At 65.5% G+C, this 26,655-nt stretch carries 29 protein-coding genes and 1 pseudogene; 17 read left to right on the top strand and 13 right to left on the bottom strand.

The features are described 5' to 3' along the window. Positions 1–293, bottom strand: a pseudogene (locus tag FKP22_RS00005) (hypothetical protein); the annotation flags it as partial. A gap of 25 nt (positions 294–318) precedes the next feature. Continuing rightward, the gene (locus FKP22_RS00010; RefSeq protein WP_141283939.1) at positions 319–930 is read right to left on the bottom strand and encodes a MarR family winged helix-turn-helix transcriptional regulator; all 612 of its coding nucleotides are present in this window, start codon (positions 928–930) and stop codon (positions 319–321) included. Between the two features lie 117 nt (positions 931–1,047). On the opposite strand from FKP22_RS00010, the gene FKP22_RS00015 reads away from it, so the two are divergent. The 3 genes from FKP22_RS00015 to FKP22_RS00025 all read left to right on the top strand — a co-directional run bounded on the left by FKP22_RS00015 (position 1,048) and on the right by FKP22_RS00025 (position 4,606). Further along, positions 1,048–2,856, top strand: coding sequence for an ABC transporter transmembrane domain-containing protein (locus FKP22_RS00015; protein ID WP_141283941.1), 1,809 nt, complete (start codon positions 1,048–1,050; stop codon positions 2,854–2,856). Between the two features lie 130 nt (positions 2,857–2,986). After that, positions 2,987–3,670 (top strand): YiaD family glycine zipper/OmpA-like lipoprotein, encoded by a 684-nt coding sequence (locus FKP22_RS00020; protein WP_141283943.1) that lies wholly within the window; start codon positions 2,987–2,989, stop codon positions 3,668–3,670. 72 nt (positions 3,671–3,742) lie between these two features. Next, entirely contained in the window at positions 3,743–4,606 is an 864-nt protein-coding gene (locus FKP22_RS00025; protein ID WP_141283945.1) for a thymidylate synthase, read from the top strand. A 15-nt stretch (positions 4,607–4,621) separates the two neighbouring features. Here FKP22_RS00025 and FKP22_RS00030 read toward each other — a convergent pair whose 3' ends face one another. Next, entirely contained in the window at positions 4,622–6,445 is a 1,824-nt protein-coding gene (locus tag FKP22_RS00030) for an ATP-binding protein (protein ID WP_170200668.1), read from the bottom strand. Positions 6,446–6,647: 202 nt separating this feature from the next. Here FKP22_RS00030 and FKP22_RS00035 point away from each other — a divergent pair, with 202 nt between their 5' ends. Then, positions 6,648–7,163: a dihydrofolate reductase gene (locus tag FKP22_RS00035; RefSeq protein ID WP_141283949.1), complete on the top strand. Its 516-nt coding sequence runs from the start codon at positions 6,648–6,650 to the stop codon at positions 7,161–7,163. 3 nt (positions 7,164–7,166) lie between these two features. Further along, positions 7,167–7,745, top strand: coding sequence for a DUF4337 domain-containing protein (locus tag FKP22_RS00040; RefSeq protein WP_141283951.1), 579 nt, complete (start codon positions 7,167–7,169; stop codon positions 7,743–7,745). A 68-nt stretch (positions 7,746–7,813) separates the two neighbouring features. Here FKP22_RS00040 and FKP22_RS00045 read toward each other — a convergent pair whose 3' ends face one another. From FKP22_RS00045 to FKP22_RS31680, 7 genes are all read right to left on the bottom strand, one after another. Next, positions 7,814–8,716 (bottom strand): CopD family protein, encoded by a 903-nt coding sequence (locus tag FKP22_RS00045; RefSeq protein WP_141283953.1) that lies wholly within the window; start codon positions 8,714–8,716, stop codon positions 7,814–7,816. After that, positions 8,716–9,090: a copper homeostasis periplasmic binding protein CopC gene (gene copC, locus FKP22_RS00050; RefSeq protein WP_233446785.1), complete on the bottom strand. Its 375-nt coding sequence runs from the start codon at positions 9,088–9,090 to the stop codon at positions 8,716–8,718. The genes FKP22_RS00045 and copC overlap by 1 nt, the downstream gene beginning before the upstream one ends. A gap of 31 nt (positions 9,091–9,121) precedes the next feature. Further along, complete coding sequence (locus FKP22_RS00055) at positions 9,122–9,451, bottom strand: copper-binding protein (protein WP_141283956.1); 330 nt, start codon at positions 9,449–9,451, stop codon at positions 9,122–9,124. Positions 9,452–9,480: 29 nt separating this feature from the next. Beyond that, on the bottom strand, positions 9,481–10,878 hold the full coding sequence (locus tag FKP22_RS00060) for a multicopper oxidase family protein (RefSeq protein ID WP_141283958.1): 1,398 nt from the start codon (positions 10,876–10,878) through the stop codon (positions 9,481–9,483). 11 nt (positions 10,879–10,889) lie between these two features. After that, on the bottom strand, positions 10,890–12,287 hold the full coding sequence (locus FKP22_RS00065) for a TolC family protein (RefSeq protein ID WP_141283960.1): 1,398 nt from the start codon (positions 12,285–12,287) through the stop codon (positions 10,890–10,892). After that, complete coding sequence (locus FKP22_RS00070; protein WP_141283962.1) at positions 12,284–12,625, bottom strand: hypothetical protein; 342 nt, start codon at positions 12,623–12,625, stop codon at positions 12,284–12,286. Before FKP22_RS00070 ends, FKP22_RS00065 begins: the two co-directional genes overlap by 4 nt. Positions 12,626–12,738: 113 nt before the next feature. Beyond that, complete coding sequence (locus tag FKP22_RS31680; RefSeq protein WP_170200669.1) at positions 12,739–13,215, bottom strand: DUF2946 family protein; 477 nt, start codon at positions 13,213–13,215, stop codon at positions 12,739–12,741. Between the two features lie 475 nt (positions 13,216–13,690). On the opposite strand from FKP22_RS31680, the gene FKP22_RS00080 reads away from it, so the two are divergent. Both FKP22_RS00080 and FKP22_RS00085 read left to right on the top strand, forming a co-directional pair. Beyond that, the gene (locus FKP22_RS00080) at positions 13,691–14,929 is read left to right on the top strand and encodes a tyrosine-type recombinase/integrase (RefSeq protein WP_141283964.1); all 1,239 of its coding nucleotides are present in this window, start codon (positions 13,691–13,693) and stop codon (positions 14,927–14,929) included. 371 nt (positions 14,930–15,300) lie between these two features. Further along, positions 15,301–15,465 carry an AlpA family transcriptional regulator gene (locus FKP22_RS00085; RefSeq protein WP_141284053.1) on the top strand — a complete coding sequence of 55 codons (165 nt, stop codon included), beginning with the start codon at positions 15,301–15,303 and terminating at the stop codon, positions 15,463–15,465. A 223-nt stretch (positions 15,466–15,688) separates the two neighbouring features. Here FKP22_RS00085 and FKP22_RS00090 read toward each other — a convergent pair whose 3' ends face one another. After that, the gene (locus FKP22_RS00090; protein ID WP_141283966.1) at positions 15,689–16,000 is read right to left on the bottom strand and encodes a hypothetical protein; all 312 of its coding nucleotides are present in this window, start codon (positions 15,998–16,000) and stop codon (positions 15,689–15,691) included. Between the two features lie 737 nt (positions 16,001–16,737). Here FKP22_RS00090 and FKP22_RS00095 point away from each other — a divergent pair. Then, positions 16,738–17,724, top strand: a complete 987-nt coding sequence (locus FKP22_RS00095) for an HTH-type transcriptional regulator ArgP (RefSeq protein WP_141283968.1) — start codon at positions 16,738–16,740, stop codon at positions 17,722–17,724. Here the strand turns inward: FKP22_RS00095 and FKP22_RS00100 are convergent. Both FKP22_RS00100 and FKP22_RS00105 read right to left on the bottom strand, forming a co-directional pair. Beyond that, positions 17,677–18,942 (bottom strand): SLC5/6 family protein, encoded by a 1,266-nt coding sequence (locus FKP22_RS00100; protein WP_141283970.1) that lies wholly within the window; start codon positions 18,940–18,942, stop codon positions 17,677–17,679. The genes FKP22_RS00095 and FKP22_RS00100 overlap by 48 nt on opposite strands. Further along, the gene (locus FKP22_RS00105; RefSeq protein WP_141283972.1) at positions 18,939–19,880 is read right to left on the bottom strand and encodes a fatty acid desaturase family protein; all 942 of its coding nucleotides are present in this window, start codon (positions 19,878–19,880) and stop codon (positions 18,939–18,941) included. Before FKP22_RS00105 ends, FKP22_RS00100 begins: the two co-directional genes overlap by 4 nt. Positions 19,881–20,137: 257 nt before the next feature. Here FKP22_RS00105 and FKP22_RS00110 point away from each other — a divergent pair, with 257 nt between their 5' ends. The 9 genes from FKP22_RS00110 (at position 20,138) to FKP22_RS00150 (ending at position 26,647) form a co-directional block, all read left to right on the top strand. Next, the gene (locus FKP22_RS00110; protein WP_141283974.1) at positions 20,138–20,545 is read left to right on the top strand and encodes an ACT domain-containing protein; all 408 of its coding nucleotides are present in this window, start codon (positions 20,138–20,140) and stop codon (positions 20,543–20,545) included. A 198-nt stretch (positions 20,546–20,743) separates the two neighbouring features. Beyond that, complete coding sequence (locus FKP22_RS00115; RefSeq protein WP_141283976.1) at positions 20,744–21,142, top strand: hypothetical protein; 399 nt, start codon at positions 20,744–20,746, stop codon at positions 21,140–21,142. Continuing rightward, positions 21,123–21,887 (top strand): helix-turn-helix transcriptional regulator, encoded by a 765-nt coding sequence (locus FKP22_RS00120; protein ID WP_141283978.1) that lies wholly within the window; start codon positions 21,123–21,125, stop codon positions 21,885–21,887. Before FKP22_RS00115 ends, FKP22_RS00120 begins: the two co-directional genes overlap by 20 nt. 137 nt (positions 21,888–22,024) lie before the next feature. Then, positions 22,025–22,588, top strand: a complete 564-nt coding sequence (locus tag FKP22_RS00125; protein WP_141283981.1) for a hypothetical protein — start codon at positions 22,025–22,027, stop codon at positions 22,586–22,588. 10 nt (positions 22,589–22,598) lie between these two features. After that, positions 22,599–23,108, top strand: a complete 510-nt coding sequence (locus FKP22_RS00130) for a lytic transglycosylase domain-containing protein (RefSeq protein ID WP_141283983.1) — start codon at positions 22,599–22,601, stop codon at positions 23,106–23,108. After that, positions 23,105–23,395 carry a TrbC/VirB2 family protein gene (locus FKP22_RS00135; RefSeq protein WP_141283985.1) on the top strand — a complete coding sequence of 97 codons (291 nt, stop codon included), beginning with the start codon at positions 23,105–23,107 and terminating at the stop codon, positions 23,393–23,395. Before FKP22_RS00130 ends, FKP22_RS00135 begins: the two co-directional genes overlap by 4 nt. An 18-nt stretch (positions 23,396–23,413) precedes the next feature. Next, positions 23,414–23,746: a VirB3 family type IV secretion system protein gene (locus FKP22_RS00140; RefSeq protein WP_141283987.1), complete on the top strand. Its 333-nt coding sequence runs from the start codon at positions 23,414–23,416 to the stop codon at positions 23,744–23,746. Beyond that, entirely contained in the window at positions 23,730–26,222 is a 2,493-nt protein-coding gene (locus FKP22_RS00145) for a VirB4 family type IV secretion/conjugal transfer ATPase (RefSeq protein ID WP_141283989.1), read from the top strand. Before FKP22_RS00140 ends, FKP22_RS00145 begins: the two co-directional genes overlap by 17 nt. After that, the gene (locus FKP22_RS00150; RefSeq protein WP_141283991.1) at positions 26,219–26,647 is read left to right on the top strand and encodes a hypothetical protein; all 429 of its coding nucleotides are present in this window, start codon (positions 26,219–26,221) and stop codon (positions 26,645–26,647) included. The genes FKP22_RS00145 and FKP22_RS00150 overlap by 4 nt, the downstream gene beginning before the upstream one ends. Positions 26,648–26,655: the final 8 nt, after the last annotated feature.

Raw genomic sequence — 26,655 nt, forward strand, 5'->3', positions numbered from 1 at the left:
CGCGCATCACCCAGCACCGACCAGTTCAGCGCGGCGGTTTCAGGCGTGGCTTGCTGGGTCAGGCCGAGCACGGCGGGTTCGGTCCGGGCCAGCGGCGTGTGGTCCGGGCCAGGGCTGGCGCAGCCGGTCAGCAGCACCGCGGCCGAGACCAGCGCCACCGCGGTGGTGAGGCTGGCAGGACCGAAGGCGCGGGCCAGGTTCGAGAGGCTGTGAATGGACATGGGCAACAGAGACGACAGGAGATGGGTTCTGGAGGCATTGCCGCGGCGCGGCAGCAGGGGAAAGTGGGCCATGTGCAGGCTCCTTGTTCTTGAAGTTTCAGCCGCTGACATCCGCAGCAGGGGGCGTGGTGCCGGCCATGACCGCGCTGGCGACGATGGCTGCGCCGACATTGCCGCAGCAGCCCGGTTTGAGTGCTTCGCCGTTGGCGATCATTCGCCGCAGGAACTGCAACAACTGCTGCCATTCGGCGGCCGAGAAGCCAGCCAGGTGCCGGTTCATCTCGTCGGACAGCACCGGCGGCACCTGCGCGGCAACAGCCCGGCCTTCATCGGTCGGCACCAGGTGCACCACGCGGCGGTCCGCAGTGGAACGTTCGCGGCGCAGCAGGCCTTTGGCTTCCAGCCGGTCCAGCGAGCGGGTCATGGCACCCGGGTCGGTGCCGAGCTCACGCGCCAGGCTGGCCATCGTGTGGTCCTTGTCGGCCACCAGCTTGAACAGGGGCAGCCACTGGGCATGGGTCATGTCGAGTGCCGACAGCCGGGCATCCACCCGCGTCATCACGGAGTTCATCACCAAGCGCATCAGGTAGCCCACGCTGTCCTCGGACTTGTACTGGCCGGGCGCGTAAAAAGCGATGCCCGCAGGCGCGTCCCCTGTCCCTTCAAGGGCGGTAGACGGCGAGACGGGAGAGGCCTGGGTCGATTTCATGCCTGAACTATATTTGTTCAGGCAAGTATTGATCAGGCGATGATTGAATAGGCTTGCGTTTTGCAAGGTTTTGTCTCAACGGCGCCTCGTCACGAAGCGCTGCCTACACTGGCCGGCATGACCCAGCCCGCTTCTGCCGACCGACCCACCGCCCGCAGCCCCCGCTCACTCAGTGGCCTGCTGCCCTTCCTGCGCCCCTATCGCTGGCGCATCGCGCTGGCCCTGGTTTCGCTGGTCGCCGCTGCCGCCGCCACGCTGGTGATGCCGGTGGCGCTGAGGTCGCTGATCGACCAAGGCCTGGTGGCCGCCGAGCCTGGCGCGCGGGTGATGCAGTTGCGCGAGCATTTCCTGGCGCTGTTCGTCGTCGGCGTGCTGCTGGGCGTGTTCTCGGCGCTGCGGTTCTACATGGTCAGCTGGCTGGGCGAGCGTGTCACTGCTGATTTGCGCAATGCTGTCTATCGCCACGTCGTCTTGCAAAGCCCGGGCTTTTTTGAGACGACCTCCAGCGGCGAGGTCATCAGCCGGCTGACGACCGACACCACGCTGGTCCAGACCGTCGTCGGCTCCAGCCTCAGCATGGGGTTGCGCAACAGCGTGATGGGCCTGGGCGCCCTGGGCATGCTGATCTTCACCAATGCCCGAGTGATGCTGCCGGTGCTGGCGATGCTGGTGCTGATCGTTGGACCAGCGCTGTACTTCGGCCGCCGCGTGCGCCGCCTCTCGCGCGCCAGCCAAGACCGCGTGGCCGACGCCAGCGCACTGGCCAACGAGGTGCTGAATGCCATTCCAGTGGTGCAGAGCTACACCCAGGAAGCCGGCGAGGCCGCGCGCTTCGACCGCGCAACCGAGGCGGCCTTCGAGACCGCCCGCCGCCGCACCCGCGTGCGCTCGGTGCTGATCGCCTTCATCATCAGCGCCACCTTCGGCGCGCTGCTGTTCGGCCTGTACCAGGGCACGCAGGCGGTGATCCGTGGCGACGTGTCCGCCGGCCACCTGGGACAGACGGTGCTGTACGTGATCGTGCTGGTCAGCTCGGTGGCGGTGCTGTCCGAGGTCTACGGCGACCTGCTGCGTGCTGCCGGGGCAACCGAGCGGCTGATGGAGTTGCTGGCCACCCAGTCCACCGTGGCCGAGCCCGCCCAGCCGCAGGCCTTGCCGGTCACGCGTGGCGGCTCGGCGGTGGCGCTGAACCATGTGCGTTTCCATTACCCTTCCCGGCCGGCCCAGGCCGCGCTGGCCGACCTGAACCTGCAGATCAAGCCGGGCGAGACGGTGGCGCTGGTCGGCCCCAGCGGCGCCGGCAAGTCCACGCTGTTCCAGCTGCTGCTGCGCTTTTACGACGTGGACGCCGGCACCGTCACGCTGGACGGGGTGGACGTGCGCAGCACGCGCCTGCACGACCTGCGCGAGCGCATCGGCATCGTGCCGCAGGACAGCGTGATTTTTTCGGCCAATGCGATGGAAAACATCCGCTACGGCCGCCCCACGGCGACGGACGAGGAAGTCATGTCAGCGGCCAAGGCGGCCTTTGCGCACGACTTCATCCTCGCGCTGCCCGGCGGCTACCAGAGCTTCCTCGGCGAGCGCGGTGTGCGCCTGTCGGGCGGCCAGCGCCAGCGCATCAGCATTGCCCGCGCGATCCTGAAGAACCCGCCACTGCTGCTGCTGGACGAAGCCACCAGCGCGCTGGACGCCGAGAGCGAGCGGGTGGTGCAGGCCGCCCTGCAGGCCGCGATGGCCGACCGCACGACGCTGGTCATCGCCCACCGGCTGGCCACGGTGCAGCAGGTCGACCGCATCGTCGTGCTGGACCAGGGCCGCATCGTCGACCAGGGCCGGCATGCCGAGCTGATGGCCAGAGGCGGGCTGTATGCACGGCTGGCGGCGCTGCAGTTTGGCGGCGAATCGCAGGTCCGCGCCGCTTGAGCTGAACGGGCTGACACTCGCCGATACAGCGGCAGCTGAACTTTTACGCCGTTTCCGGTCCCTAATGGCTGCGACGGCGCTCGCGTGGCTGCGGCGCCCGCATCCCAACTCGAACACACAGGAGTCTTCCATGCAGGTTAAAATCAACACCCCACGCTTCAACTTCCGCCCCCTGGCGCACGCGGCCGGCCTCACGCTGCTCAGCGCCACGGTCTTCGTGACCGGCTGCGCCAACATGGGCGAGCGCGAAAAAGGCACCGCCGGCGGCGCTGCCATCGGCGCGATCGGCGGTGCGGTGATCAGCTCGGCCACCGGCGGCAAGGCCGGCACCGGCGCGCTGATCGGTGGCGCGCTCGGCGCGGTCGCCGGCAACGTCTGGTCCAAGCGCATGGAAGACAAGCGCCGCGCCATGGAGCAGGCCACCGCCGGCACGGGTGTGCAGGTCACCCGCACGGCAGACAACCAGCTGCAGGTCAACGTGCCCAGCGACATCAGCTTCGATGTCGGCCGCTCGGCGATTCGACCGGAACTGCGGCCGGTGCTGGACAAATTCGCGGCTGGCCTGGACAGCAGTGTGATGCAGGTGCAGATCGTCGGCCACACCGACTCGACCGGCAGTGATGCCATCAACAACCCGCTCTCGGTCGACCGCGCTGCCAGCGTCAAGGACTACCTGGTCACCCGTGGCGTTGCCGCCGGGCGCATCAGCACCGACGGCCGTGGCTCGCACCAGCCCATCGCCGACAACAGCACCGACGACGGCCGTGCACGCAATCGTCGCGTGGAGATCTTCCTGGCCGAGAAGCAGGGCTGAACCAAGGCTGATCCTCGACTTCTACAATCCCGGCCGGGGCGCTTGTGCCCCGGCTTTTTTTCGCCTGCACACATGACCAGCCAGCCCTCGCCCACCTCGCGCCCGGTTCGCCCCCCGGTTCGGCACCAGTACGAGGACCTGATGCGGCATGTGTTCGAACACGGCGTGGCCAAGGGCGACCGCACCGGCACCGGCACGCTCAGCGTGTTCGGCCACCAGATGCGCTTCGACCTCTCCGAAGGCTTCCCGCTGGTCACCACCAAGAAGGTCTTCACCAAGGCCATCATCGTCGAGCTGCTGTGGTTCCTGCGCGGCGACTCCAATGTGCAATGGCTGCAGGAACGCGGCTGCACCATCTGGGACGAATGGGCCCGCGACGACGGCGACCTCGGGCCGGTCTACGGCGTGCAGTGGCGCAGCTGGCCCACGCCCGGCGGCGGCCACATCGACCAGATCGCCCAGGTCGTGCAGCAGCTCAAGACCAACCCCGATTCGCGCCGCATCCTGGTCAGCGCCTGGAACGTGGCCGAGCTGGACAAGATGGCGCTGATGCCCTGCCATGCGATGTTCCAGTTCTACGTGGCACCGGCCACCGAACCCGGCGGCCGCGGCAAGCTCAGCTGCCAGCTCTACCAGCGCAGCGCCGACATCTTCCTCGGTGTGCCCTTCAACATCGCCAGCTACGCGCTGCTGACCCACATGCTGGCCCAGCAGTGCGACCTGGACGTGGGCGACTTCATCTGGACCGGCGGCGACTGCCACCTCTACAACAACCACTTCGAGCAGGTCCAGACCCAGCTGGCACGCGAACCGTTTGCGTACCCCACGCTTCAGATCAAGCGCCGCCCCGCATCGATCTTCGACTACACGCTGGAGGACTTCGAGATCGTCGATTACCAGCACCACGCAGCGATCAAGGCCCCTGTCGCGGTCTGACCGGACGCTGCCCCTTCAGTTGCCTGCCTCGGCGACGGGCAATGGCCGCTGCAGCACCCGCGCCAGATCGTCCAGCGTGAAGGGCTTTGAGAGGAAATCGTCCATGCCCGCTTCCAGGCACTGCGCGCGGCTCAGCGCGGTGACGGTCGCGGTGAGCGCCACGATGGGCAGGCGTGGCAGGCCCAGCGCGGCCTCGCGGCGGCGGATCTCGCGCGTGGCTTCGTAGCCGTCCATCACCGGCATGCGGCAGTCCATCAGCACCAGGTCGGGCCGGCCGTTGTCGCGCAAGGCGCGGCGCACCGCCTCGCGGCCGTTCGGCACACGTTCCACGACCACGCCCAGGCGCTGCAGGTAAGCCTCGGCGATCATCGCGTTGACGTCGTCGTCTTCGGCCAGCAGCACCTGCAGGTGCTGGCCAGCGAGTGAATCCGCAGGCACCTGCGCCGCACTGGCGGCTTCGGCCACCCGCGGCAGGCGGGCCACGAAACGGAAGCAGCAGCCTTCGCCGAGCCGGCTTTCCAGCGTCAGCCCACCGCCCATGCGCTGCGCAATGGCGCGTGCAATGCGCAGGCCCAGGCCTGTGCCCTCCAGTGGCCGCATGCCGGCATCGGCCTGCTCAAAGGCCTCGAATACCCGGGCTTGATCGGCCTCTGCAATGCCAGGGCCGGAATCTTCGACCTCAATCAACCAGCGTTCGCCCTCGCCGTCGTCCTCGGCTGGACGCACGCGCAGCGCCACGTGGCCTTGCGCGGTGAACTTCACCGCATTGCCCAGCAGGTTGTGCAGCACCTGGCGGAAGCGCACCGGGTCGCCGCGCACCCACAGTGGCGAGCTCAGCCCGCAGTCCACATCCAGCCGCAGGCCTTTCTCCTGCGCCCGCACTTCGTAGACCCCCATCACCTGGTTCAGCTGCGCACACAGGTCGAAGACTTCCTCGCGCAGCGCAAAGCGGCCCTCTTCCATCACCGCCATGTCCAGCAGGTCGCTGATCAAGCCGAGCAGGTGGCGGCCGGAGGACTCGATCAGCTCGATGCGCCGGCGCGCCAAGGCGTCCGCGCTGTCCAGATGCATCAGCCGCGCCAGGCCCATGATGCCGTGCAGCGGCGTGCGCAATTCGTGGCTGACGGCGCCGAGGAACTTGGACTTCACGGCGCTTTGCTGCAAGGCAAGTTGCAGCGCATCACTGCGCTCGCGCATCAGATCGCGCGCCTGCAGGCGCAGCGTCACCGCCTGCAGCAGGCGCCGCTGCATGCGGGCCGCAGTGGCCAGCTGCGCGGCCACCAGCAACAGCAGGCCCAATCCGCCAAACACCCCGAGCCGGTCGCCGCGCAACAGCAGCGAAGCAGCGGTGGGCAGCAGGATGGGCAGCACGTAGCAGGCCGTGGCCGCCAGGCTGATCTGCAGCCCGAAGGTCGCCACGCAGGCCACGCTGGCCAGGCTGGCCACGACGAGCGCGACGACCTCGGGCACGTCGTGCATCAGCCAGGCGCCGGCCAGGCCCCAGACCGCGCCATCGATCAGCAAACCGCCCAGTGTCAAGTGGCGCCAACGCGGCAGACGCCCGTCGGCGGCAGGTTCTTCGCCGTGCTCAGGCCGGCCCGGCACGTCCGGAAAGGGCTGCAGCAGCGGCATCAGCTGGCGCGCATGCAGCAAGCGCAACAAGGCTACCACCAGCTTCAGCAGCACCCATTGCCACAGCAAGCTCGCCGGTACGCTGGCCCGCAGCTGCCAGGCGCCCAGCATCGCAAAGGCATTGGCCAGCACCATCGCCGAGGCGGCGTGCAGCCACACCAGGTGCAACTGCTCCAGCTGCCAAGCCGCGCGCAGTGGCGCAGCCAAGGGCGTGGCGGCCCACCGCCCTGGCGGCCACGCCTGTCCGGTCCGCCCTGTGGACGAACCCGCTGCGACGGCCTCCGTGTGCTCGGCATCCCCCGGAGCAGGGGCTGGGTCGGCCGGGTGGTGCATGTTGCAGTGCAGTCTAGGCGCATCACCTCGCAGTCGAATGGGTGCTCACCCGCAGCAAGGGCGACAATGCCCGCCGATGATCCGCCGAACCCTCGTCACCCTGATCGCCGTCGTGGCCCGCAATGGCTGCGTTGGCCGAGACAACCAGTTGCTCTGGCAGTTGCCCGAGGACCTGGCCCATTTCCGCCGTGCCACCCAAGGCTGCCCGGTCATCATGGGCCGCAAGACCTGGGATTCGCTGCCACCGCGCTTCCGCCCGCTGCCAGGCCGGCGCAACGTGGTGCTGTCGCGCCAGCCTGGCCTGCAGTTGGAAGGCGCGGAATGCGCCACCAGCCTGCACGAGGCCCTGCTGCTGGTCCAGGCCGCACCGCAGGCCTTCGTGATCGGCGGCGCGCAGGTCTATCAACTCGCCTTGCCGCGCGCCGACCAGCTGCTGCTGACCGAAGTGCAACAGGACGCCGACGGCGACGCCTTCTTTCCGAGCTTCGACCGCACGGAATTCCACGAAGTCGCCCGAATCGCTGGCCAGCCCGCGGACGGTCAACCGGCTTACGATTTCGTCACCTATCAACACGTCCCTCTGAGGAGCTGACCCATGTCCGGCGACGGATTCCACGTGCACGGTCCCCACGACCACGAACTTGAACATGCCGCGCAACACGGCGGCGCCGGCAGCATGGCCGGCCAGCTGGCCGTGATCACTGCCATCCTCGCCACGGTCGGCGCGATCTTTTCCTACATGGGCGGCGCCACCCAGGCCGCGGCTGGCCTGTACAAGAACGACGCCGCGATCCGCAAGACCGAGGCCGCCAACCAGTGGGCCTTCTACCAGGCCAAGAGCGGCAAGCAGAACATTGCCGAGCTGGCCGTGGTGCTGGTGGCCGAAGACAAGCGTGGCGAATACGAAAAGCAGGTCGCCCGCTACCAGCACGAAAAGGAAGAGATCAAGGTCGCCGCCGAAAAGCTGGAAGCCGAATCCCGCGAATTCGACGAAAAATCCGAAGCGCAGATGCACCAGCACCACCGCTGGGCCCAGGCGACCACCGCGCTGCAGATCTCCATCGCGATGGCCGCCATCGCCCTGCTCACCCGCCGGCGCTGGCTGGAATACGCCACCATCGGCCTAGGCGGCCTGGGCGTGGTGATCGGCGTCGCGGCCTGGTTCCACCTCTGAAGCAACCCACCGGGGGCCCACCCTGAAGTGCGCCACCTGTGCCGGACATGCCCGCGACGAGAAAGCGTCTACATGGCCGCCGGAGGCTGTTGAGACGTCAACACCGCAGCTGCCACCAGCGCCCCCAGCAGCAGGACTGATTCCAGGCGCAAGATCGCGATGACTTTTGCGGAGGCGCTGTCGTGCCGGATCAGGGTCGGAAAGCCGATGAGCTTGTTGTAGCCCCCCAGCCCGGCAGCAGCACCGACGCACACCAGCTTCACGATCAGCGTCACGCCGTAGCCGGTGTCGACCAGGTGGATTGGGACACCCAGGCGTTGCCAAGCGTTGACCAGGCCCGTCACCACAATGCCCCCCAATGCGATCGTTGCGGCGAACGACAGACTTTCCAGGTAGCGGTGGAACACCGCATTCGCCGGGGCGGTTGCCTGTGCCGCCGGCAGCACGCACCAGGCAGCAATCGCAACACCGCCAACCCACAGCGCAATCAGGATCAGGTGCAGCCACTCGGTCGCCAGCCCCAAGCTCAACAGCCCGCCCTCACCGCCGTGGCTCACTGAGGCACGGGCCAGCGCGAACAGGGCGAGCAATGCCAGGGCCGCAACGCACTGGCCTGCAGTCAATCGGGACCGCCACACCATGAAGGACGCACAGGCGAGCAGCACGAATGCAAGCACGCCCGCTCGGCCGTAGGAGGTCTTCACGAGCATCGTGGGCAGCATGGCGGCGGCCTCTGGAAGCGTGTGTCCCATCATGACGGCCGCCGCCGCCCACATCGCCAAGCCTTGGCTGACGAGTCCGAGCCCTGCGGCGAACCGCTCCCACGTGCGCAGATGCACCAGCAGGCCGCCCTGCGGCCGCGCACCGGCCCTCAGCAGCCACCAGCGCGCGAGCACGCAGCCCAAAAGTGCGGAAAGGCTGGCGTTGACGGCTGCAGCCGAGCCGATCTGCAGCAGCGTGGTGGCGTCCATTACTTGACGGTGAAGTTGAAGTTCCCGGTGCGCCGATGACCGTCCGCGCCGACTGCGACCCACTGCACGCTGTAGCCCCCAGGCGTCAGCGTCGGCAAGTCGACGTGCAATGTCGTGACGTCAGCCGTGTCGATGTGTGGCTTTGGGGTGGCCACATCCTTGCCCGCAGCGTCCTTCAAGGTCACGGCGCTGAAGGACTCTTCGACCTTCTCGTTGAACGTCAGAGAGAGGTCCTTGGGCGCCGAAACCGTCGATCCAGCTGCTGGTGTCGAATTCTTCAGCGAAGCGTGCGCCTGCGCCAACTGCGGCGACAAGACCGCGCTCGCAACGGCGAGGACAAGACCGAGCATGTTGAGTTTTTTCATGAGGTTCACTTTCAATTCAATGCGATGGCGCGAGAGGGAATTACTTGGCGACCTGCAGCGCGGTCACGGTGAGGGCGCCGCCGACCTTTTCGGCGACGAAATGGATCTGGTCGCCCACCTTGACCTGGGTCAGCATGGCGGGATCCTTGACGCGAAACACCATCGTCATGCCTGGCATGCCGATGTTCTTCAGCTCGCCATGCTTGATGGTGAGCTTGCCGTTGTCCTTGTCGATGTTCCTGATCTCGCCCTGGGACATCTCCGCATGGGCGGCCGCCATCGGCTCGTCGTGCGCAAAGCTGGGCGCGGTGATGGTTGCAAGCGGGCCGGCAATGAGGACGGCGGCAGTGAGCTTGAGCAGTTGCTTCATGGTCTTGCTTTCAAGGTTGCAGTGGGAAGTCATTGATGTCCTGAATGACCGGACGGCTTGCGCACGGTCATCTCGATGGGAGCCGACTTTCCTGTCGGCTGCATGAGGTGCCCTCCAGGGCTCTCGTTGCGCTGGGTCGCGGGCATCCCGCCCTGCCATTCATAGGCCAGCGTGCCGGGTGGATGCCGGTACCAGCCAGGGTCGCTGTAGTCGCCAGGCTTCTGCTCGGCGCGGACCTTCATCACGGTGAACATGCCGCCCATCTCGACGCCGCCGAACGGACCTTCGCCACCCATCATGGGCAGCGTGTTCTCCGGAATCGGCATTTCCATGCCGCCCATGGACTGTCCCTTGTCGCCCATCGCCATGTAGTCGGGCATCAACTGGGTGATCTTCTCGGCCACGCCGCGCTGATCCACGCCAATCATCGTTGGCACGTCGTGACCCATCGCATTCATCGTGTGGTGCGACTTGTGGCAGTGGAAGGCCCAGTCGCCAGGCTCACTGGCCACAAACTCAATCGCCCGCATCTGCCCAACCGCAACGTCGGCAGTGACCTCCGGCCAGCGGGCCTGCGGCCGCACCCATCCGCCGTCGGTGCCGGTCACCTCGAACTCGTGACCGTGCAGGTGGACGGGGTGGTTGGTCATCGTGAGGTTGCCAACCCGGATGCGCACCTTGTCGCCTTGGCGCACGACCAGTGGGTCGATGCCCGGAAACGCACGGCTGTTGAACGTCCAGAGGTTGAAGTCCAACATCGTGTTGACGCGCGGCGTGAAGCTGCCGGGATCGATGTCGTAGGCATTCAGCAGGAACACGAAATCGCGATCGACGCGCATCGTGCCGATGTCCCGCGGATGCGTGACCCAAAAGCCCATCATGCCCATTGCCATCTGGGTCATCTCGTCGGCATGCGGGTGATACATGAAGGTGCCGGCACGGCGGGCGACGAATTCATAGACGAAGGTCTTGCCAGGTGCAATGCCTGGCTGTGTCAGCCCGGTCACACCATCCATGCCGTTGGGCAGGCGCTGGCCATGCCAGTGGATGCTGGTGACTTCGGGCAATCGGTTCGTCACGAAGACGCGCACGCGGTCTCCCTCCACCACCTCGATGGTGGGACCCGGCGACTGGCCGTTGTAGCCCCACAGGTTGGCTTTCATGCCAGGGGCAATTTCTCGAACCACTGGCTCGGCAACCAGGTGGAACTCCTTGACGCCGTCTTTCATGCGCCACGGCAAGGACCAGCCATTGAGCGTGAGCACGGGATTGAACGGGCGGCCGTTGGGCGGGGCTGGCGGTGGCTGGGTCAGCGGGCTGGCTTGACTGACGGCTTCAGGCAGCATCGCCGCGCCCACTCGGCTGACAGCCGTGGCACCCACAAGGGTTGCGCCTGCAGCCTGGAAAAACGTTCTGCGGTTTGTCATCATTGATTCCCTCAGTGCGCGCGCGGCTCGCCCGCTGCCGACTTGCTTGGCGCGCCGAAGCCGGCCAGGTTCGGCGAACGGCCGGTGAGCGCACTTTGCAGATCGGTGTCGGCGATCCAGAAGTCGCGCAGCGACTCGACTGCGCCGGTCACGCTGTTGACTTGATCGCGTGCATCGGCGAGCAGTTCGAAGACGCCCGTCAGCATCCCGTTGTAGCGAAGCATGTTTTCATCCGAGATGCGCTTGCGCAGCGGCACCAGTTCGTCGCGGTAGTGCCTGGCCAAGTCGTAGGCCGTTCGATAGGCCGAGTACGACTCGCGAACTTCCGAGCGGGCATTGGTTGCCACTTCGGCAGTGCGGTGGACCGCCTGCATGTACATCGCCTCCGCACGCGCGGTGCGGGTCGATCCAAAGTCGAACAGGGGCAGTTCCAGCTCGATCTCGTAGCCAGTCTGGCGGGCTTCGCCGGTCTGGCGCTTGTCGGCATAGCCGACATCAAGCACATTGATGAAGCGGGTCGTCTTGGTCAGCCCAAGCGACTTTGCCGTGGCTTCCGCATCGCGCTTGGCCATCAGGACGTCCAGGCGCTTGCTGACCGCGGTTTGCTCGGCGTCCTTGGGTTCAAGCGCCGAACTGGGCGGGTCCGGCAGCCTTTCGGGCAGCGTGAAGCCAAGACTTTCGCCAGAGAGGCCCAGCGCGCGGATCAGTCGCTCTCTTTCGGCGACCACTTGATGGCGCGCACGCGCCAGGTCGGCCGTGGCATCTGCGTAGAAGGACTGCTCACGCATCTGTTGCAGCCTGCTCAAGTTGCCCGCCTGCAGCATGCGTCGCGCCAGTTCGCTCGATGCGTCGGCCGCAAGCTTGACTTGCTCGGCGTACCTCGCGAGTTCCTGCGCGGCCACTGCAGCAAAGAACGCCTTGCGGGCCTCTGCAGCGATGCCGACCGCTTCGAAGGCAGCCTGGTACTGCGCCTGCTCTAACTGCCGTTGTGCCACCTCGTTGGCAATGGGCATCGTCAAGAGGCCTGCGAGGTCGAACACCACCGAGCGGTCAACCTCGGTGATACCTCCGCCGGCAAGGTGCCCGAGGCTCAGCCGGGGATTGGCCAGACGACCTGCCCGCACCCGTTCCGCTTCTGCAATGCCCAGCTCGGAGAAGCTGGCTTGAAGGCCACGGTTGTTCAGGAACGCGATCTCGACCGCCGCGTCGGCCGTCAGCGGCTGTTGGAGCAGTTCGCCAACGCGCGCGGCGGCTGAATCGACATCGGACGCCGTTCGCTGAAAGCCGACGCCTTGTCCAGTGCGCTCCCTGGTGAGCTCGGAGACTTGGCCGGCGCCGCCATCAGGCGAAAACGAAGCGCAGCCGGCCAGAGCCAGTGCTGCTGCAGCAGCAATCGTCAGCCGCATCATCGCGCGTCTCCTTGCGGGTGATGCCCCCCATGGGCCGACGCCGCTGGCAGAGAGACCGTGGGCGCGGGAGATCGAGCGGCCGGTGGTGCCGCCAGGGGCATCGCAGGGGCCTCCTGGCCGGCCGCGGCGCCGTCGTCCCGCAACGCGTCGTTGAGCGCGCGCCAATCGCCGGTCTTGATGTCTTGCCAGCGCGTGTAGTCAGCGAAGGCTGACAGGTAGCGCAGCGCCGGAGCCAAGGCTTTCGGGTCCACTGGATCGGGCGGCCTGGACTGGGCAGGCGCGAGCAGCGGCAAGCCGAGCGCGACCACAGGCGCGAGCCTGCAGAAGAAGTTGTTCATGAATCGCAACCAATTGAGTCGGCGGCTCAGCAATGCGAGCCGCAAGACGCTCGGCACGACCGCTTTGCGGACGCGCGAGCCCCGTCAGGCCTCCTGAAGAGGCCCAAGGTGGGTCAGGTGGTTCGGGGAGGGCGCTCCTGGCCGCCCGAGAAGAAGCTGGGCAACGGCGCCGTGTAGGAAGCAAACCGCACAGCCGTGAAGCCCAACGGCTCAGCAAGCACCGGCACGGCACTCACCAGGGGTGTCAGCGAGCAGCATGCCGAACACATGTTGCACTTGTCCGAGCCCGCATGATGATGGCGTTGCTCGCCGTGGGCATGTTCGGCATCTGCCCGGGCGTCAGACGGACCCGCCTCGTGAACCACGTGGTGCGCCATTCCCGCGTTCGCCTCGGAGGAACCTTCGGCCATGCGGAGCTCGTTGTGCGAGCCTGCATCACCTGCCGAGCAGAGCATGGCGGCCGCCACCGCGCCCCGCAAGGGAAGCAGCACGGCCAGCAGCAGCAGGAAGCAGAGGCGAACGGTTTTCACAAAGGCTGAAAAGACTGGAAATTGGCTTTTTTGCCATTCATGGCAATGGGTCCAACTCACCGAAACATGATCCTAAACCCTCCACCTGTGGCAAGGTCAAGCATGGGCAAGTGGTCCAGCGGCTGCGGCCGAACCTGCTGGTATGGGGAAAGCCTACGTCGGGCCTGCGCAAGCTGGACAAGTGGCTGCGTCATCGACTGCGGGCGATCCAGCTCTGGCACTGGGCCCATCGTCTACTTGAACCGACTTGGCGCCCCCCAGACTCTCCTGACCTCAAACTCCCGAGCCGCCCGGTGCGGACCCGTAGGCCGGGTGGTGTGGCAGGGGCGCCGAAAAAACAAAGCCCGCGACATGCGCGGGCTTTGACTGGCGGAGGGAGTCTTTCGAACCGGTATCTCAGGACGTCCCACTAGATCCCGACACCTCATCTAGGCCATTGATTTCATTTGATTTTTCTTCCACTCATGTCCATAGTGATTTCATGACGTCTTGTCAAAGCGCGGCGCGCTCTGTAGGTACATCTGTAGGTAGAGAAATGACCAGCCCAATACACCGACTGTCGGCACGCGCCGTTCAGAGTCAGGCCGAACCTGGGTACTACGCCGACGGCGCCGGGCTCTATCTGCAGGTCAAATTGACCGCGAAGAACACCGCTGTGACGCGGTCATGGCTGTTCCGTTACAGCCATAGCCAGCGTGCGCGATGGATGGGCCTTGGTTCGGCTCGTGACGTCAGCTTGGCGCAGGCACGACAACAGGCTGCCGATTGCAGGCGCCTTTTGGCACAGGGCAAGGATCCCATTGACGAGCGCAATGGGGAACGCACTCTCCTGCTTGTCAAAAAGCAGCGCGCAATGAGCTTCGACAAATGCGCCGAGGCCTACATCGCCGCGCATCGTGATGCGTGGAGGAACGCCAAACATGCGGCGCAATGGGAAAGCACACTTCGGCTTCACGCGAGCCCTGTGATCGGGAAGTTGCCAATCCACGAAGTCGAGTTGCGGCACCTACTGTTGATCCTTGAACCGATTTGGCGAGATCGCACGGAGACCGCTTCACGTGTGAGGGGCCGCATCGAGTCCATATTGGATTGGGCGACGGTTCGTCAGTTGCGGCACGGCGACAACCCTGCACGCTGGCGCGGGCACTTGGACCAACTGCTGCCAGCACCAACCAAAGTCAAAAAGGTCGAGCATCACGCGGCCATACCCTTCACGGGCATGCTCGACTTCATGCAGAAGCTCGCAGGACAAGAAGGCACCGGCGCACGCGCCCTCACCTTCTTGATCCTCACCGCAGCGCGCTCGGGTGAAGTCCGTGGCGCGACCAGCGGCGAAATTGACCCTCAGACCCGCGTTTGGAACATCCCGGCCACGCGGATGAAGGCGGGGCGCGAACACAGAGTGCCACTATCGGACGCGGCCTGGAGGCTCTTGCCAGACCCACTGCCGCAAGATTCCACCGTCCTGCTCTTCCCCTCGCCCCGTGGAGAGCAACTCTCGGACATGACTCTGACCGCGGTGATGCGACGCATGCAGGTTGGCGCGGTTCCGCATGGGTTTCGTTCGACCTTCCGTGACTGGTGCGCGGAAGCTACCGACGTGTCCCGCGAGGTCGCCGAAATGGCACTCGCACACGCAATCGGTGACAAGGTTGAAGCAGCATATCGCCGAGGCGATCTGTTTGAAAAGCGGCGAAAGCTCATGGACGAGTGGGCACACCACTGCTCCAGCAAGCCAAGCCGGCTCAAGTCGACGGTATCGACCAACGGCTGATCGGCACAAAGCCCGCGCTTTCGCCCACGGCCGCGCGGAACTGGCGGGCAAGCAGTCGCTCACGAGCAAACGCCGCACGACTTCGCGTTGCGAATGCAGTTGGCGGGCGATGGTGGCCAACAGCTCCTTCGTGATGCAGTTCAGGCGCCGGGGCGAGATCCGCGCTACCAAGTCCAGGGGCGGTGACCATGGTGCCGCCCTGGATGCGAAGCAGGTAACGAGCAGGATTGCAGCCCGAATCGAGCACATCGCCGATCCCGCGCGCGTCCTAGAGTTGCGCACATGCCTCTCACCGGAGATCGCCTGTGCAATCCAACCCTTCCGAACAATCGCGTGGCCACGCGGAGGCCGTGACGCCGGTCTTTCTACGGATGCCCACTGTCATGCGCATGACAGGCCTCGGCCGGTCGACAATCTATCGACTGATCGCGGACCACAAGTTCCCGAGCCCGGTGCGCCTTGGCCCTCGCGCAGTTGCGTGGAGGAGTTCAGACCTCGATCAGTGGAGCGAAGCTCGTCCTTTGGTTGCGCACTGACCTGCGAAACGCGCAGCGGCCTTCATCGGGGCCAGCTTCGTGTCGCATCTGACGGTCTCACCGGCAGCGCCAATTTCAGCACCGCATCGCCGACCACCTGCCGTGCAACCACCGCAGCCCGGCGTCATGCCGTGAATCAATGGCGTGAAGGCACAGTGCAACGACCAACCGGTCCGACGCCCACAAGCACTGCCAACGCGGTGATGCGAGGCACATACGACCGCTACGCAGTGAGCAGCGTCGCAAGTTTCAGCGCGTACCCGAAGGCGAGCACGAGCACCACCCAGCGCCCCCAACGCCATGTCGTGAAGTGGTAGCGAGGATTCTGGACCACCGCTTGATGGGCGCGCTGAATCGCCGCGAAGCCGCAATATGCCAACACGCATTGCCCCGCCAGTCCCAGGTGAGCCGGCAGACCGAAAACGAAGTTCGCCCACGCCACCGGCCAAGCCACGGCATCGGCAAAAGCGAGCAGGCGTCGACCCGGCCAGACTCGGGCGTCTGGCTGCGGCGTGCGCTGAAGGATCATCAACATCGTGTTTCTCCCAAAGTGAGCAGAACCCGGATCTCGTCTGCCAACGACCACCGGCCTATTGAAGTCAGGCCTGTCTTCCCTGCCTGCCCAAAGTTCCGAGGGAGCCGCTTGTGGCTGTTGTTCCCTCGGAGAAAGCCAGGCTGTCGAGCTGGTGCTTGCCCCGCATTCGTCGGTCGCCGTGCGGCATCAAGCGCGCCGCCTGCGAGCGCGGCGGCAAGGGGACCGTGGAATAAACAGAGGGCACCCGCGTGAGCGGGGCGCAGGCCGTTTATGCCGCGAAAGCCCCTTGCGGCTGCGCGTGCGGCGCGACGATCCGCATGTCTGGCGACCGGCGAGGCGAGGCATGGGCGAATGCATGGCGACGAGGGGATCGGGCAAGCATAGGCCCTGGGCCGTAGCGCAGACCGCAGTCTCCGTGCGTGCGGAAGCATGCGCGCCCATTGCTGGCATTTACGCTTTGTGACGTAACGCCTCTGGACAATACCTCCCTCCGTAGACATCAATAGCGACTTGAACAAGGCCGACTCCGAAGCGGTCCGACAAGCACCCGTCGCCCGATGTGGTTCGCTTGGAAAAACGGGGGGCGCCTGAACAGCAACGACGTCAGTCTGAGCGACCCGATGGCGCACCCCGGCATCGACGCAGATCGTTTCCAGTGCCCACGGCAACGGGACCACCGTCTCTGCGGCCGCGAACGGCTGTACGCCTCGCGCGTCGTCCGGACAGGAGATTGCGCCATGCTGGACAGAGATCAACTGGAGACGTTTGCGAGCGTGGCCGAGCAACAGAGCTTCGAGCGCGCAGCCACGCTTTTGAACGTGACGCGAGGTGCCGTCTCGCAACGGATCAAGGCACTCGAAGAGTCGCTCGCGACCATCCTTCTCCTGCGCGACAAGCCCGTCACACCGACGCCTGCTGGCGAGGTGCTGTTGCGTCACGTCAAGGCGCTGCGCCTGCTGGAGGCGTCCTCTCTGCGCGAGCTCTTGAACCCATCGGTTGGAGAAGGCCCTGTGCCGCTGGCAATTGCGGTGAACGCGGACTCCCTGGCCACCTGGTTCATGCCGCTGCTGCGCGACCTCTTCGCGCAGCGCGCCGTCGCGCTTGAGGTCGTCACCGATGACCAGGACCACACATCCGGACGCTTGCGCCGTGGCGAGGTCGTCGGTTGCATCTCGACTGATGCCAAGGCAGCCTCGGGCTTCGTCGCAGAACCTCTCGGAGCCATGGAGTACCGCTGCTACGCGACACCAGCTTTCGTGGCAGAGTTTCTGGGTGACGGTCTGACGGTCGCGAACGTGTTGCGCGCGCCCGCGATCCATTTCAATCGCAAGGACGCGCTGCATGCGGAATTCCTGCAACGGCGCTTCGGTGTTCGCATCGACCGCTATCCACGCCACTACCTGCCCTCCCCGTCCGCTCTGCTCGAAGGCATCGCCATGGGTGCCGGCTACGGGTTGGCGCCCTCCACCCAAGCCCAACGTCTGCTTCAGGAAGGGGTGCTGCAAGAGCTGGCACCGGGCGATCCTGTGCACGTCGACTTGTTCTGGCATCACTGGGAGATGGAGCCGCCCATCGCCAGGGAGATCACCGACTTGATCGTTGGCCATGCGGCGAAGTGCCTCATCCAACCGCGCCGGCCGACCGGCAAGCCACGCCGGCAGCGGACGCTGTCTCCGCTACCGGCGCGACGCAGGGCACGCGAGGTGGTCATCGCGTCGATGTAGCGTGGCTCGCGCCACGCCGGCGCACGCCAATCCGGCAAGGAGCGAGACAAGCTCGCGATTCGGAATTGGTAAACCCAGCCAGCTCACAACGAAGACAGCCGACGCGACAAGAAAGCCCGTCGCGATCACCCAGGTTTCGTCAACCTTGTGCCCATGCCTTCCCCGCAGAAAGCCATAAAGGCTGACACCGACACTGGCGATGTAGACCACATTGACCGACACCATCATGTCCACAATGGGCAAGCCGCTGGCCGTCAAAGTCGCTGAGACGGCCATGGCGATGGCCGCCGGGACAATAGGCCTCACCGATAGATGGCGAGGCTCCGCTGCCTGCAACGCTGACACCATGGCGCGAAGCACCGCGCCCCCCGATCCCAGCGCTGCGACGCCGAGCGCTCCAAGCATCGTCGGGCCGGCACCGACCGCCAGATGCTTCGCCGCCAGAGACAGCGCCTGCGGCACGACCTGCTTGGGATCCGCTACGCCAGGCCACCCGGGCTGGGCAATCGTGGACAGCACGACCGCAGGGGGCAGGAAGGCCAGGAAGAGCAGGCCCACGCCAGCCAGCAGGCATCCACAGATGGCTGCGCCTGGTCCACGCGCAGCAAGAACGAACTGGTGGTAGTCCGCTCCGGTGCAGACGAGCAGGCCCACGCCAATGGCGATCGTGAAGGTCTGCGCCACGCCAAGCGACGGCAAGGCCTGAGCGAATGCCGGCAATGATCCGATGTAGAGGTCAACACCGCCGCTCGTGACCAATGCAAACAAGAGGACCATCGCGCTGACTGCGAGGCAACCGGCGAAGACGACAGAAGCCGCGCGCAACTCGACGCGAGACGCCGCGAAGATCAGCGCAATGGCGGCGGCATGTGCTGGCACGGCGCGGACACCCAACAGGCGGATGACGGCGACGGCGCCATGGATCTGCGCGGCCAGCACGCCCGCCATCCAGACGACAGATAGCAGTGCGACCAGTCGTCGCACGCGCTCCCCGCACTGATCCCCAAGCAGGTCCCACACCGAAAGACCCGCCTGCCACAGCCGGCCCGCGACAGCAGCCATCGCAATCATCCCCAGCCCAGTCGCAACGCCGTAGACAGCACCCGCCATGCCGAATCTCAGGGCGTATTCGCCCGAACCGAACAGGAAGCCAGTGCCGTAACTGGCCGAGATTAGGAGTGCGCCGACCTGAAGAGCGCCCAGCGTCCGTGCCGTCATCGCGCCGGCTCCTGCTGCCAAGAAGCCACCGCTCGCTCGGGACCCGAGAAATAGGCCTCGCACACACAGGCTCGTTCCCGGTACTCGGGCAGCGTCGCAAAGAGGCGCTGCGCGTCGGGCAGCCGGTAGTACGGGATGGCCGGCAACAGATGGTGGGTCAGGTGGTACGCATTGTTCCGCGGATGGATGAGCGCCGACCACAGTCCTGTAGCCTTGAGGTCGCGCGTGAAGCTGAAAACGCCGCCAGGCATCAGGCCATGGTGATCGCACATCTCCCGGACGATGGTGATCAGGTGAAAAACCGTGCATCTGGCAGCCAGCCAGAGGGCAAGCATCCTGAGCACCGCACCGGCGCCGGTCACCGCAATGAGCGCTGCGACGAGCAGCGCCCACCACGCGAGGACGTACAGCCTCTCTCGGCGCGGAACGCCTTTGTCCAGCAAGTGCCCGAAAGCGGAACCCAGCACCGCCCGCACGGACAGCGCGTTGACCGCCACCGCCGACACCCAGGATCGAGCCTTCATCGGCGGAATCGGGATCAAGTCGGGGTCGGCGCCCTTCGCCCCGAGGTCCAGATGGTGGCGGAAGTGCAAGTCTCGATAGCGCGGAAGGCTCACGAAAAGCAGAGGCGCGATCAACGCCCACGTCACCAGATCGTTCAACACCTGATCGCGCATCAGGTTACGGTGCGCAGCGTCATGCAGGATGTTGCCCAGCGCCCGCTGGCGATTGCCGAGGACCAGCAGTGCAAGCGACGATGTCCAGGGTTCGTGCAGCGCGACAGCGAGCGCTGCACAGATCGCTGCAACATCGACAAGGATGTCCATGATCGGGCGCCAGCCCTCCAGCTTCAGCAGCGGCAAGTGGGGGCTGCCGGCGCGACGCAAGGACTGCCGGAGCAGCGCGATGTCGGACAGTACTTCCGAGCGGGTGGCCATGGCAGACCTCCTTGAGCGCGGCCGACGGGCGCCGTGGAAAGGGCCCGCACTCGACAGGATCGTCCCAGCCGCGACCCCAAGGTACCAAGCCGCCGCTGCCGGTGATCGCGGTTTAGCAACTTTCGCTTCACGTCAAGAACGCTAAACCGGAGCCGAGCTCATCTCCCGCCTCGCTGTCTGATTGAGGGTTCCTTCGGCGCTGGAGGATGGTCATAATCTCGGCCGTGGTGGGTCCAAGCAGGCTCGAGGAAATCACGATGAACGCAGTTCGCGATCTGCACGACCTGTGCCGAGAGATGACGCCGAGCATTGCCGATGGCGTTTTCGTCTTCTGCACCTTCAGTGACTTCCGCCTCCCGCAGGGCGTCGATCCCATCTGCACATTCCGGGAAGCCGAGGGCCTCACCGCCATCATCGACAAATCGCAGGCGGAGGCAGCAAGCGTTCGCTACACCTTTCCGTGTCGCCTCATCACCCTCACCGTCCACTCATCGCTTGATGCGGTCGGCTTTCTGGCATGCATCACGGACAGGCTCGCGCAGGCAGGCATCGCCTGCAATGCCGTGGCAGCCTTCCACCACGACCACCTCTTCGTGCCGGAGGCGTGCGCTACGGAAACGATGGAAATTCTCCGCCGGCTCTCCGCGGACGCCAGCATCTCCTGATTTCGATTGAGGCTCACCACGGCACGCTTGGCCGTCGTTTAGCAGAGTTGACGCTGCCACAAATTTGTGCAATCCGGCCCTCACGCATTGACAGGCACTACAGCTGCTTTCTAGGCTGCGCTCCCGGTATCACTCGGATAGTCCACCCCGTAATCGGGCGACGGATTAACAGGTACCGGATTTATTGGGAGCGCCGCCATGAGCACGTCGCAGTCACGAGCCAAGAAGCATTCGACCGACAGCCCTGCTTTCGATCGCCATCGTAATGGGCGTCGAACGCCTGCGGGACGACAGCGATTTGCATCCGATCCGTCTGTCCGCCCAGCGGTCGCATCGTTCACCCGCGATTTACGTCATGTCCGTGCATCGTGGACCTCCAAGTACGGCTGGCTCGAACTCGTCGTGGGCGCTGATCCCGCCGGCCTGCAAGTCCAACTGAGCACCTGGCTGCACACCGGCACGGCATTGGAGGAGTGCTTCGTCATTCACTCCTTGGCCGAGTTCGAACAGTGGCTCGTCAAGGCACCAACCAAATTCGATCATCCCATCGCGCACGACGAGCTGCGGAGGTTTGCGCATGGCAACCTCGCTCGATGACGCCGACCGGTGCAGCAAAGCACCGCCTTCCGCTTGCCCAAGTGCCGCATTCGAGCTTTGCGAGTTGACCAGTTCGCTGACCTTCGCCGACCTGGCGAGCGTCATCTCTGCGCTGGAGCTGGCCGCAAAGACGGGCGGTGCAAGCGCAGCGCTTTTCGTCTGGGCAATCACAGACGACGACCATGGCTGGTACCGATCCATCGCGGCCCTGGACCCGGCCTGGACCGCAAGCGCCCTGCGGCGGCTCCAGAGCAATCCATGCAACTGGTTGGCCCATGCTGCGCGATCGAGCGAGCCCCTGCTCGTTCAGCAGTCCCTCGATGAGCGAGAGGCGGGCGACCAAGACGACAACCACTGCGCGCGTGCCAGAGCAGTCTGGCTGATTCCTGCGCCGCTTCCGCAAGGTTCCGACGCGCTCGGCCTCCTGATGCTGGCGGGCGAGGATGCGCACTGCCTCGACGCCATCAGCCGACTGATGCCGGTCTACCGTGCGCTGGCTTTGGGTATGACGGACTGGTTCCAGCGTCGAGGGCGCGACGAACTGGTTCAACGCGCGCACCTGACGGACCGCGACCTCGAACTGCTGCGTCGCGAGTCGCTTGGGCAGGGTTCAAAGCAAATTGCATCGGCCCTGAACACGGAGCCCAAGACCATCGACTGCCGCTTTCATCGGCTCAACGTGCGGCTGGGCGTCGCCAGCCGCCGAGATGCGGTCTGGCTGTGCAAGCGATATGGGTTGCTCTGAGACAAGCCTGGGGCCGGCGCGCAAGAAAGTCGCGCATTTGAAGCAGTCGTTCTCGCGGATTCGGCGCATAGAGTGAACTCAATGCAAGGCGCCGAGCTTCCCGAAGCGGCCTCGCAGCCTCTGAAGGAGCCGCGAACATGACCACTGCAATGGCCGCCAGCCTTTCCTCGCCGTCGAGCTTCCCGTTGCGCCAACGCTGGACCGCCTCGGTGCTGGCTACCGTCGCAGCCATCACCGGTGCCTTCGCAGCAGGTCCGGCCCATGCGGTCGACGGCTGCCTCGTGCTGCTCTGCTTCGCCGCGCCCAGCTGGCACTCAATCCCGCAGTGCGTGACGCCCATCAAGCAGGTGTTGCATGACCTGGCCCGTGGCAAGCCGTTCCCGACCTGCAGCATGGCCGGTGGGGGGAATTCAGCCAACAACGCCTGGGCCAGCGCGCCGAGCTACTGCCCGCCGCAGTACACGCGGGTCTTCGAAAGCGACATCGGCCCTGTCTACACCTGCGACTACACCGGCGCGGTGTCCGTCTCGATCAATGGCGAGCCCTTCACCCGCACGTGGTGGAGCATGAGCGGCGACACCGTGACCGAATTCAGCCCGGCTGCGAAAACACAGCTCGGCACCTGGGACACACGGTTCGACGACGACTATGCAGCATGGCTTTCCTCGCTGCCGCCGCCACCAGTCGAACCAGGCAACTGAGGCCTCAGCCATGGATGCGTCCACCTTCCTCGCGCTGGCAATGACCTGTGCACCGCAGGTGCACGCCGACACCGCGCGGGCACTGGTCAGCGTCGAAAGCGCCTTCAATCCCTGGGCGATCGGCGTCGTCGGTGGTGCGCTGGTGCGCCAGCCTCGGCACCGCGCAGAAGCCCTGGCCACGGCTCGCGCGCTTCAAGCGGCAGGCTGGCGTTTCAGTGTCGGTCTCGGCCAGATCAACATCGGCAACTTCGAGCGTCTGGGCCTGACGGTCGAATCGGCCTTCGAGCCCTGCAGGAACCTGGCGACCATGCAGTCCGTGCTGGTCGAGTGCTTCGACCGCGCGCGCACACCGTCCGCGGCAACGCCGGTCGACCAAGCGGCCTTGCGACAGGCCTTGTCCTGCTACTACAGCGGCAACTTCGTCATCGGCTTTCACCACGGCTACGTGCGCAGGGTCGTGACAGCCGCGGTCACCGCCTCACGTCCCGCTTCAACCACCCAACCCAAGGAGAAGACATGAAACCCCTCGCATTGAGCCGCCGCGCTGCACCGGTGCTGGCCGCCCTGCTGTCGCAAACAGCCTCGCAGCTGGCCTTGGCCGACGGCTTCGACAAGATCAACACCACAGTGATGAACGTCAACGCGATCCTGGTGACGATCTCGATCGCGGTGGTGACCATTGCCATCATCTGGGCCGGCTTCAAGATGATCTTTCAGGGGGCCCGCCTGGCCGACGTGTCCAACGTGCTGATCGGCGGCACCTTCGTCGGCGGCGCGGCGGCCTTCGCCAGCTACATCGTCAGCTGAGCGACGACGGGGCGGACCATGCAAGTCGAAGCCATTTACAAGGGCGCCACGCGCCCGGCAATGAAGCTGGGCATCCCGCTGGTGCCACTGGTGGTGCTGTTTGGCTCGGGAATGCTGTTGGTCATCTGGGGCGGCATCCTGGTGAGCTGGTGGATTGCCCTCGGCGTGGTGTTCGCGTTTGTGCCTGCGCTGCTGTGGATGCGCTTCGTGACCGGCAAGGATGACCAGCGCTTTCGGCAGATGTTTGTCGCCATGAAGCTGCGCCTGCATGACCGCAACCGCCGCTTGTGGCACGCGCGCAGCTACGCACCCACCATCTATCGGAGCAACCGTGATGCTTGGCATTTCTAAAGGCAATGCCGCCGACGCGCGGCCGGGCCGCGATGCTCGCGTGGCTTCGCGGCCTCGGTACTGGGCGCAGGCCCGCACCGAGAACCCGCTGGCCCGCTTCATCCCGTTTTCGTCGCTGCTCAGCCCGCATGACGTGATCACGCGTGGCGGCGACTACCTGCGCGTGTGGCGCCTGGATGGCGTGGCCTTCGAGTGCGCCGATGAGCACCAGATCAGCGAGCGGCACGAGGCCTTGTGCAGCCTGCTGCGCAACCTGGCCGGTGGCCAGTGGGCGCTGTGGACGCACCGCCTGCACCGGGTCGCCAGCGACAGTCTGCAAGATCCGGCGCAGCCCGGCTTCGCCCGGGACCTGTCCATCGCCTATCAGGCCAAGCTCGGCGAGCAGCGGATGATGAGCAATGAGCTCTACCTGACGCTGGTGTACCGGCCCAATGTGTCGCGCGTGAGCCGCGCCCTGCAGTCGACGCAGCGCACGCGTGCCGCCATCGCCGAAGCGCAAAGCGAGGCCACGCGGATCATGGAGGAGCGCAGCGCGTTGGTGGGCCGGGTGCTGCGTGGCTTTGGCCCTCAGTTGCTCGGCAAGCGCGAGCACCGCGGGCGGACCTACTCCGAACTGGCCGAATTCCTCGGCTACCTGGTCAACGGGCGCTGGCGCCCGATTCCGATGACGGCGGGGCCGCTCTATCGCATGCTGCCGACCGCCCGCCTGTCCTTTGGCGGCGACAAGCTGGAACTGCGCCAGGGAAATCAGAGGCGCTATGCGGCCTTGGTGGACATCAAGGAGTACGCCGACGCGGTTGAGCCAGGCATCCTCAACGCGCTGCTCTACGAGGCCAGCGAATTCATCGAGACGCAAAGCTTCTCGATCCTGCCGCGCCGCGAGGCGATGCGCTCGCTCGAACTGCAGCGCGACCAGCTCATCGCCAGTGACGACGTCGTGGCCAGCCAGGTGGCTGAGATGGACGTGGCGCTGAACGAACTCGGCGACGGCCAGTTCTGCATGGGCGAGTACCACTACAGCCTGGTCGTGTTCGGGGAGAGCGTGGCCGATGCCGGCCGCCGGGCTTCGCAAGCCATCGGCGCAATCGGTGAAGCCTCCAGCTTGCAGATGTCGCCAGTGGACCTGGTGGCGGACGCCGCCTGGTTCGCCCAGATGCCAGGCAACTGGCAGTGGCGGCCCAGGGATGCCAAGCTGTCCTCGCGCGCCTTTGCGGCACTCGCCAGTGCCCATAACTTCGCGCGGGGCAAGCGCGAGGGCAACCCGTGGGGCGAGGCGCTGGCCCTGTTGCGCACGCCCTCAGGCCAACCGTTCTACCTGAACCTGCACAGCAGCCCCGAAGGCGAGGACTCGGCAGACAAGAAGCTGCCCGGCAACACGCTGATCATCGGCTCCACCGGTGTGGGCAAGACGACGCTGGAGATGTTCCTGCTGACGCTCACGCGCAAATGGAACCCGGCGCCGCGGCTCGTGCTGTTCGACCTGGACCGTGGCTGCGAGATCGCGATCCGGGCCCTGGGCGGACGCTACTTCACACTCGAAGCCGGCAAGCCCACCGGCTGCAACCCATTGCAACGCGAGCCGACACCGGCGCGCATCCAGTTCTGGGAACAGTTGATCCGCACCTGCATCGCCACGCCGAGCATGCCGCTGCTGCCGGCCGACGAACGGGCCATCGCCGATGCCGTCAAGGCCGTGGCAATGATGCCGGCGCCACTGCGCCGCTTCTCGACCGTGCGCCAGAACTTGCCGAAGGCGGGCGAGAACAGTCTGTTCGAGCGGCTCGGCCGCTGGTGCCAGGGAGGCGCGCTGGGGTGGGTGTTCGACCTGGCAGACGATCAGCTGCTCGACCTCGACGAAGCATCGGTCATCGGCTTCGACACGACAGAGTTCCTGGACCTGCCCGAAGTTCGCACGCCGGTGATGATGTACCTGCTGCAGGTCATGGAAGAGCTCGTAAACGGTGAACGCCTGATCTACGTGATCTCCGAGTTCTGGAAGGCGCTCGACCACGAGATTTTCAGCGACTTCGCCAAGCAAAAGCAGAAGACGATCCGCAAGCAGAACGGCCTGGGCATCTTCGACACACAGAGTCCGTCCGACGTGCTGCGCCACCCCATCGGCCGCACGATGATCGAGCAGAGCGTGACCAAGATCTTCCTCGCCAATCCGGAAGCGGTGCGCGAGGAATACATCGACGGTTTCGGCCTGACGCAGGCCGAGTTCGACATCGTGCGCAGCCTCGGCGCACAAGGCGGCCGGCGCTTCCTCGTCAAGCAGGGCCATGCCAATGCGATCTGCGAGTTGGACCTCGCGGGGCTGGAGGATTTCATCACTGTGCTCTCGGCCACCACCGACAACGTGGCCCTGCTCGATGCGGTGCGCGGACGACACGGCAACGATCCGTTTCAATGGCTTCCCGTCCTGCTCGCCGAGGTTCACGATCGCAAGTTTCGAACCTCCAGGAGAGCCGCATGAACGCTGTTCGTCATCTCGCCGCAGTGATCGCAATCGCACTTGCCGCCACAACGGCCAGCGCCCAGTTCGTAAAGGGCAACGAGGCTGTCAAGTTGATGCCTGATGGGAGTAAGCGCGCTGAAACCGCCCCCCTTCCGTCAACTGGTCCGATCCGAAGCACGAAGCGCTGCAACGCCGACGCGGGATGCAACGCAGGACCCTGGCACATGGTCGAGACCAACGATGGACTTGTGGAGTGCACCGAGGCCTATGCCCGGCCGGGCACCTGCCGCAAGTCCACGTTCGGAACGACGAGGCACTCCCGCCTTTGGGTGGTCAAGTTCGGCAACAACTGGCTTCAATGCCAATTCCCTGACTTGGGTAGCAAGTGCGTGAACATGTTTGCGCGGCCACCCGCCAACCTTCCGTTTGACGCCGTTCAGTAGGAGATCAA

It is taken from the genome of Ideonella azotifigens (genome assembly GCF_006519715.1).
Taxonomy (GTDB): Bacteria; Pseudomonadota; Gammaproteobacteria; order Burkholderiales; family Burkholderiaceae_C; genus Ideonella; species Ideonella azotifigens.

Bases quoted from the DNA above. Each gene is read 5' to 3' on its own strand.
- FKP22_RS00060 (WP_141283958.1), bottom strand. From the start codon at position 10,878: ATGACAAACCGCAGAACGTTTTTCCAGGCTGCAGGCGCAACCCTTGTG.
- FKP22_RS00010 (WP_141283939.1), bottom strand. From the start codon at position 930: ATGAAATCGACCCAGGCCTCTCCCGTCTCGCCGTCTACCGCCCTTGAA.
- FKP22_RS00105 (WP_141283972.1), bottom strand. From the start codon at position 19,880: ATGGCCACCCGCTCGGAAGTACTGTCCGACATCGCGCTGCTCCGGCAG.
- FKP22_RS00020 (WP_141283943.1), top strand. From the start codon at position 2,987: ATGCAGGTTAAAATCAACACCCCACGCTTCAACTTCCGCCCCCTGGCG.
- FKP22_RS00045 (WP_141283953.1), bottom strand. From the start codon at position 8,716: ATGGACGCCACCACGCTGCTGCAGATCGGCTCGGCTGCAGCCGTCAAC.
- FKP22_RS00090 (WP_141283966.1), bottom strand. From the start codon at position 16,000: ATGTTGATGATCCTTCAGCGCACGCCGCAGCCAGACGCCCGAGTCTGG.
- FKP22_RS00095 (WP_141283968.1), top strand. From the start codon at position 16,738: ATGCTGGACAGAGATCAACTGGAGACGTTTGCGAGCGTGGCCGAGCAA.
- FKP22_RS00070 (WP_141283962.1), bottom strand. From the start codon at position 12,625: ATGAACAACTTCTTCTGCAGGCTCGCGCCTGTGGTCGCGCTCGGCTTG.
- FKP22_RS00055 (WP_141283956.1), bottom strand. From the start codon at position 9,451: ATGAAGCAACTGCTCAAGCTCACTGCCGCCGTCCTCATTGCCGGCCCG.
- FKP22_RS00125 (WP_141283981.1), top strand. From the start codon at position 22,025: ATGACCACTGCAATGGCCGCCAGCCTTTCCTCGCCGTCGAGCTTCCCG.
- FKP22_RS00130 (WP_141283983.1), top strand. From the start codon at position 22,599: ATGGATGCGTCCACCTTCCTCGCGCTGGCAATGACCTGTGCACCGCAG.
- FKP22_RS00150 (WP_141283991.1), top strand. From the start codon at position 26,219: ATGAACGCTGTTCGTCATCTCGCCGCAGTGATCGCAATCGCACTTGCC.
- FKP22_RS00115 (WP_141283976.1), top strand. From the start codon at position 20,744: ATGAGCACGTCGCAGTCACGAGCCAAGAAGCATTCGACCGACAGCCCT.
- FKP22_RS00140 (WP_141283987.1), top strand. From the start codon at position 23,414: ATGCAAGTCGAAGCCATTTACAAGGGCGCCACGCGCCCGGCAATGAAG.
- FKP22_RS00085 (WP_141284053.1), top strand. From the start codon at position 15,301: ATGCCCACTGTCATGCGCATGACAGGCCTCGGCCGGTCGACAATCTAT.
- FKP22_RS00015 (WP_141283941.1), top strand. From the start codon at position 1,048: ATGACCCAGCCCGCTTCTGCCGACCGACCCACCGCCCGCAGCCCCCGC.
- FKP22_RS00040 (WP_141283951.1), top strand. From the start codon at position 7,167: ATGTCCGGCGACGGATTCCACGTGCACGGTCCCCACGACCACGAACTT.
- FKP22_RS00110 (WP_141283974.1), top strand. From the start codon at position 20,138: ATGAACGCAGTTCGCGATCTGCACGACCTGTGCCGAGAGATGACGCCG.
- FKP22_RS00120 (WP_141283978.1), top strand. From the start codon at position 21,123: ATGGCAACCTCGCTCGATGACGCCGACCGGTGCAGCAAAGCACCGCCT.
- FKP22_RS00135 (WP_141283985.1), top strand. From the start codon at position 23,105: ATGAAACCCCTCGCATTGAGCCGCCGCGCTGCACCGGTGCTGGCCGCC.
- FKP22_RS00145 (WP_141283989.1), top strand. From the start codon at position 23,730: ATGCTTGGCATTTCTAAAGGCAATGCCGCCGACGCGCGGCCGGGCCGC.
- FKP22_RS00100 (WP_141283970.1), bottom strand. From the start codon at position 18,942: ATGACGGCACGGACGCTGGGCGCTCTTCAGGTCGGCGCACTCCTAATC.
- FKP22_RS00035 (WP_141283949.1), top strand. From the start codon at position 6,648: ATGATCCGCCGAACCCTCGTCACCCTGATCGCCGTCGTGGCCCGCAAT.
- FKP22_RS00025 (WP_141283945.1), top strand. From the start codon at position 3,743: ATGACCAGCCAGCCCTCGCCCACCTCGCGCCCGGTTCGCCCCCCGGTT.
- FKP22_RS00080 (WP_141283964.1), top strand. From the start codon at position 13,691: ATGACCAGCCCAATACACCGACTGTCGGCACGCGCCGTTCAGAGTCAG.
- FKP22_RS00065 (WP_141283960.1), bottom strand. From the start codon at position 12,287: ATGATGCGGCTGACGATTGCTGCTGCAGCAGCACTGGCTCTGGCCGGC.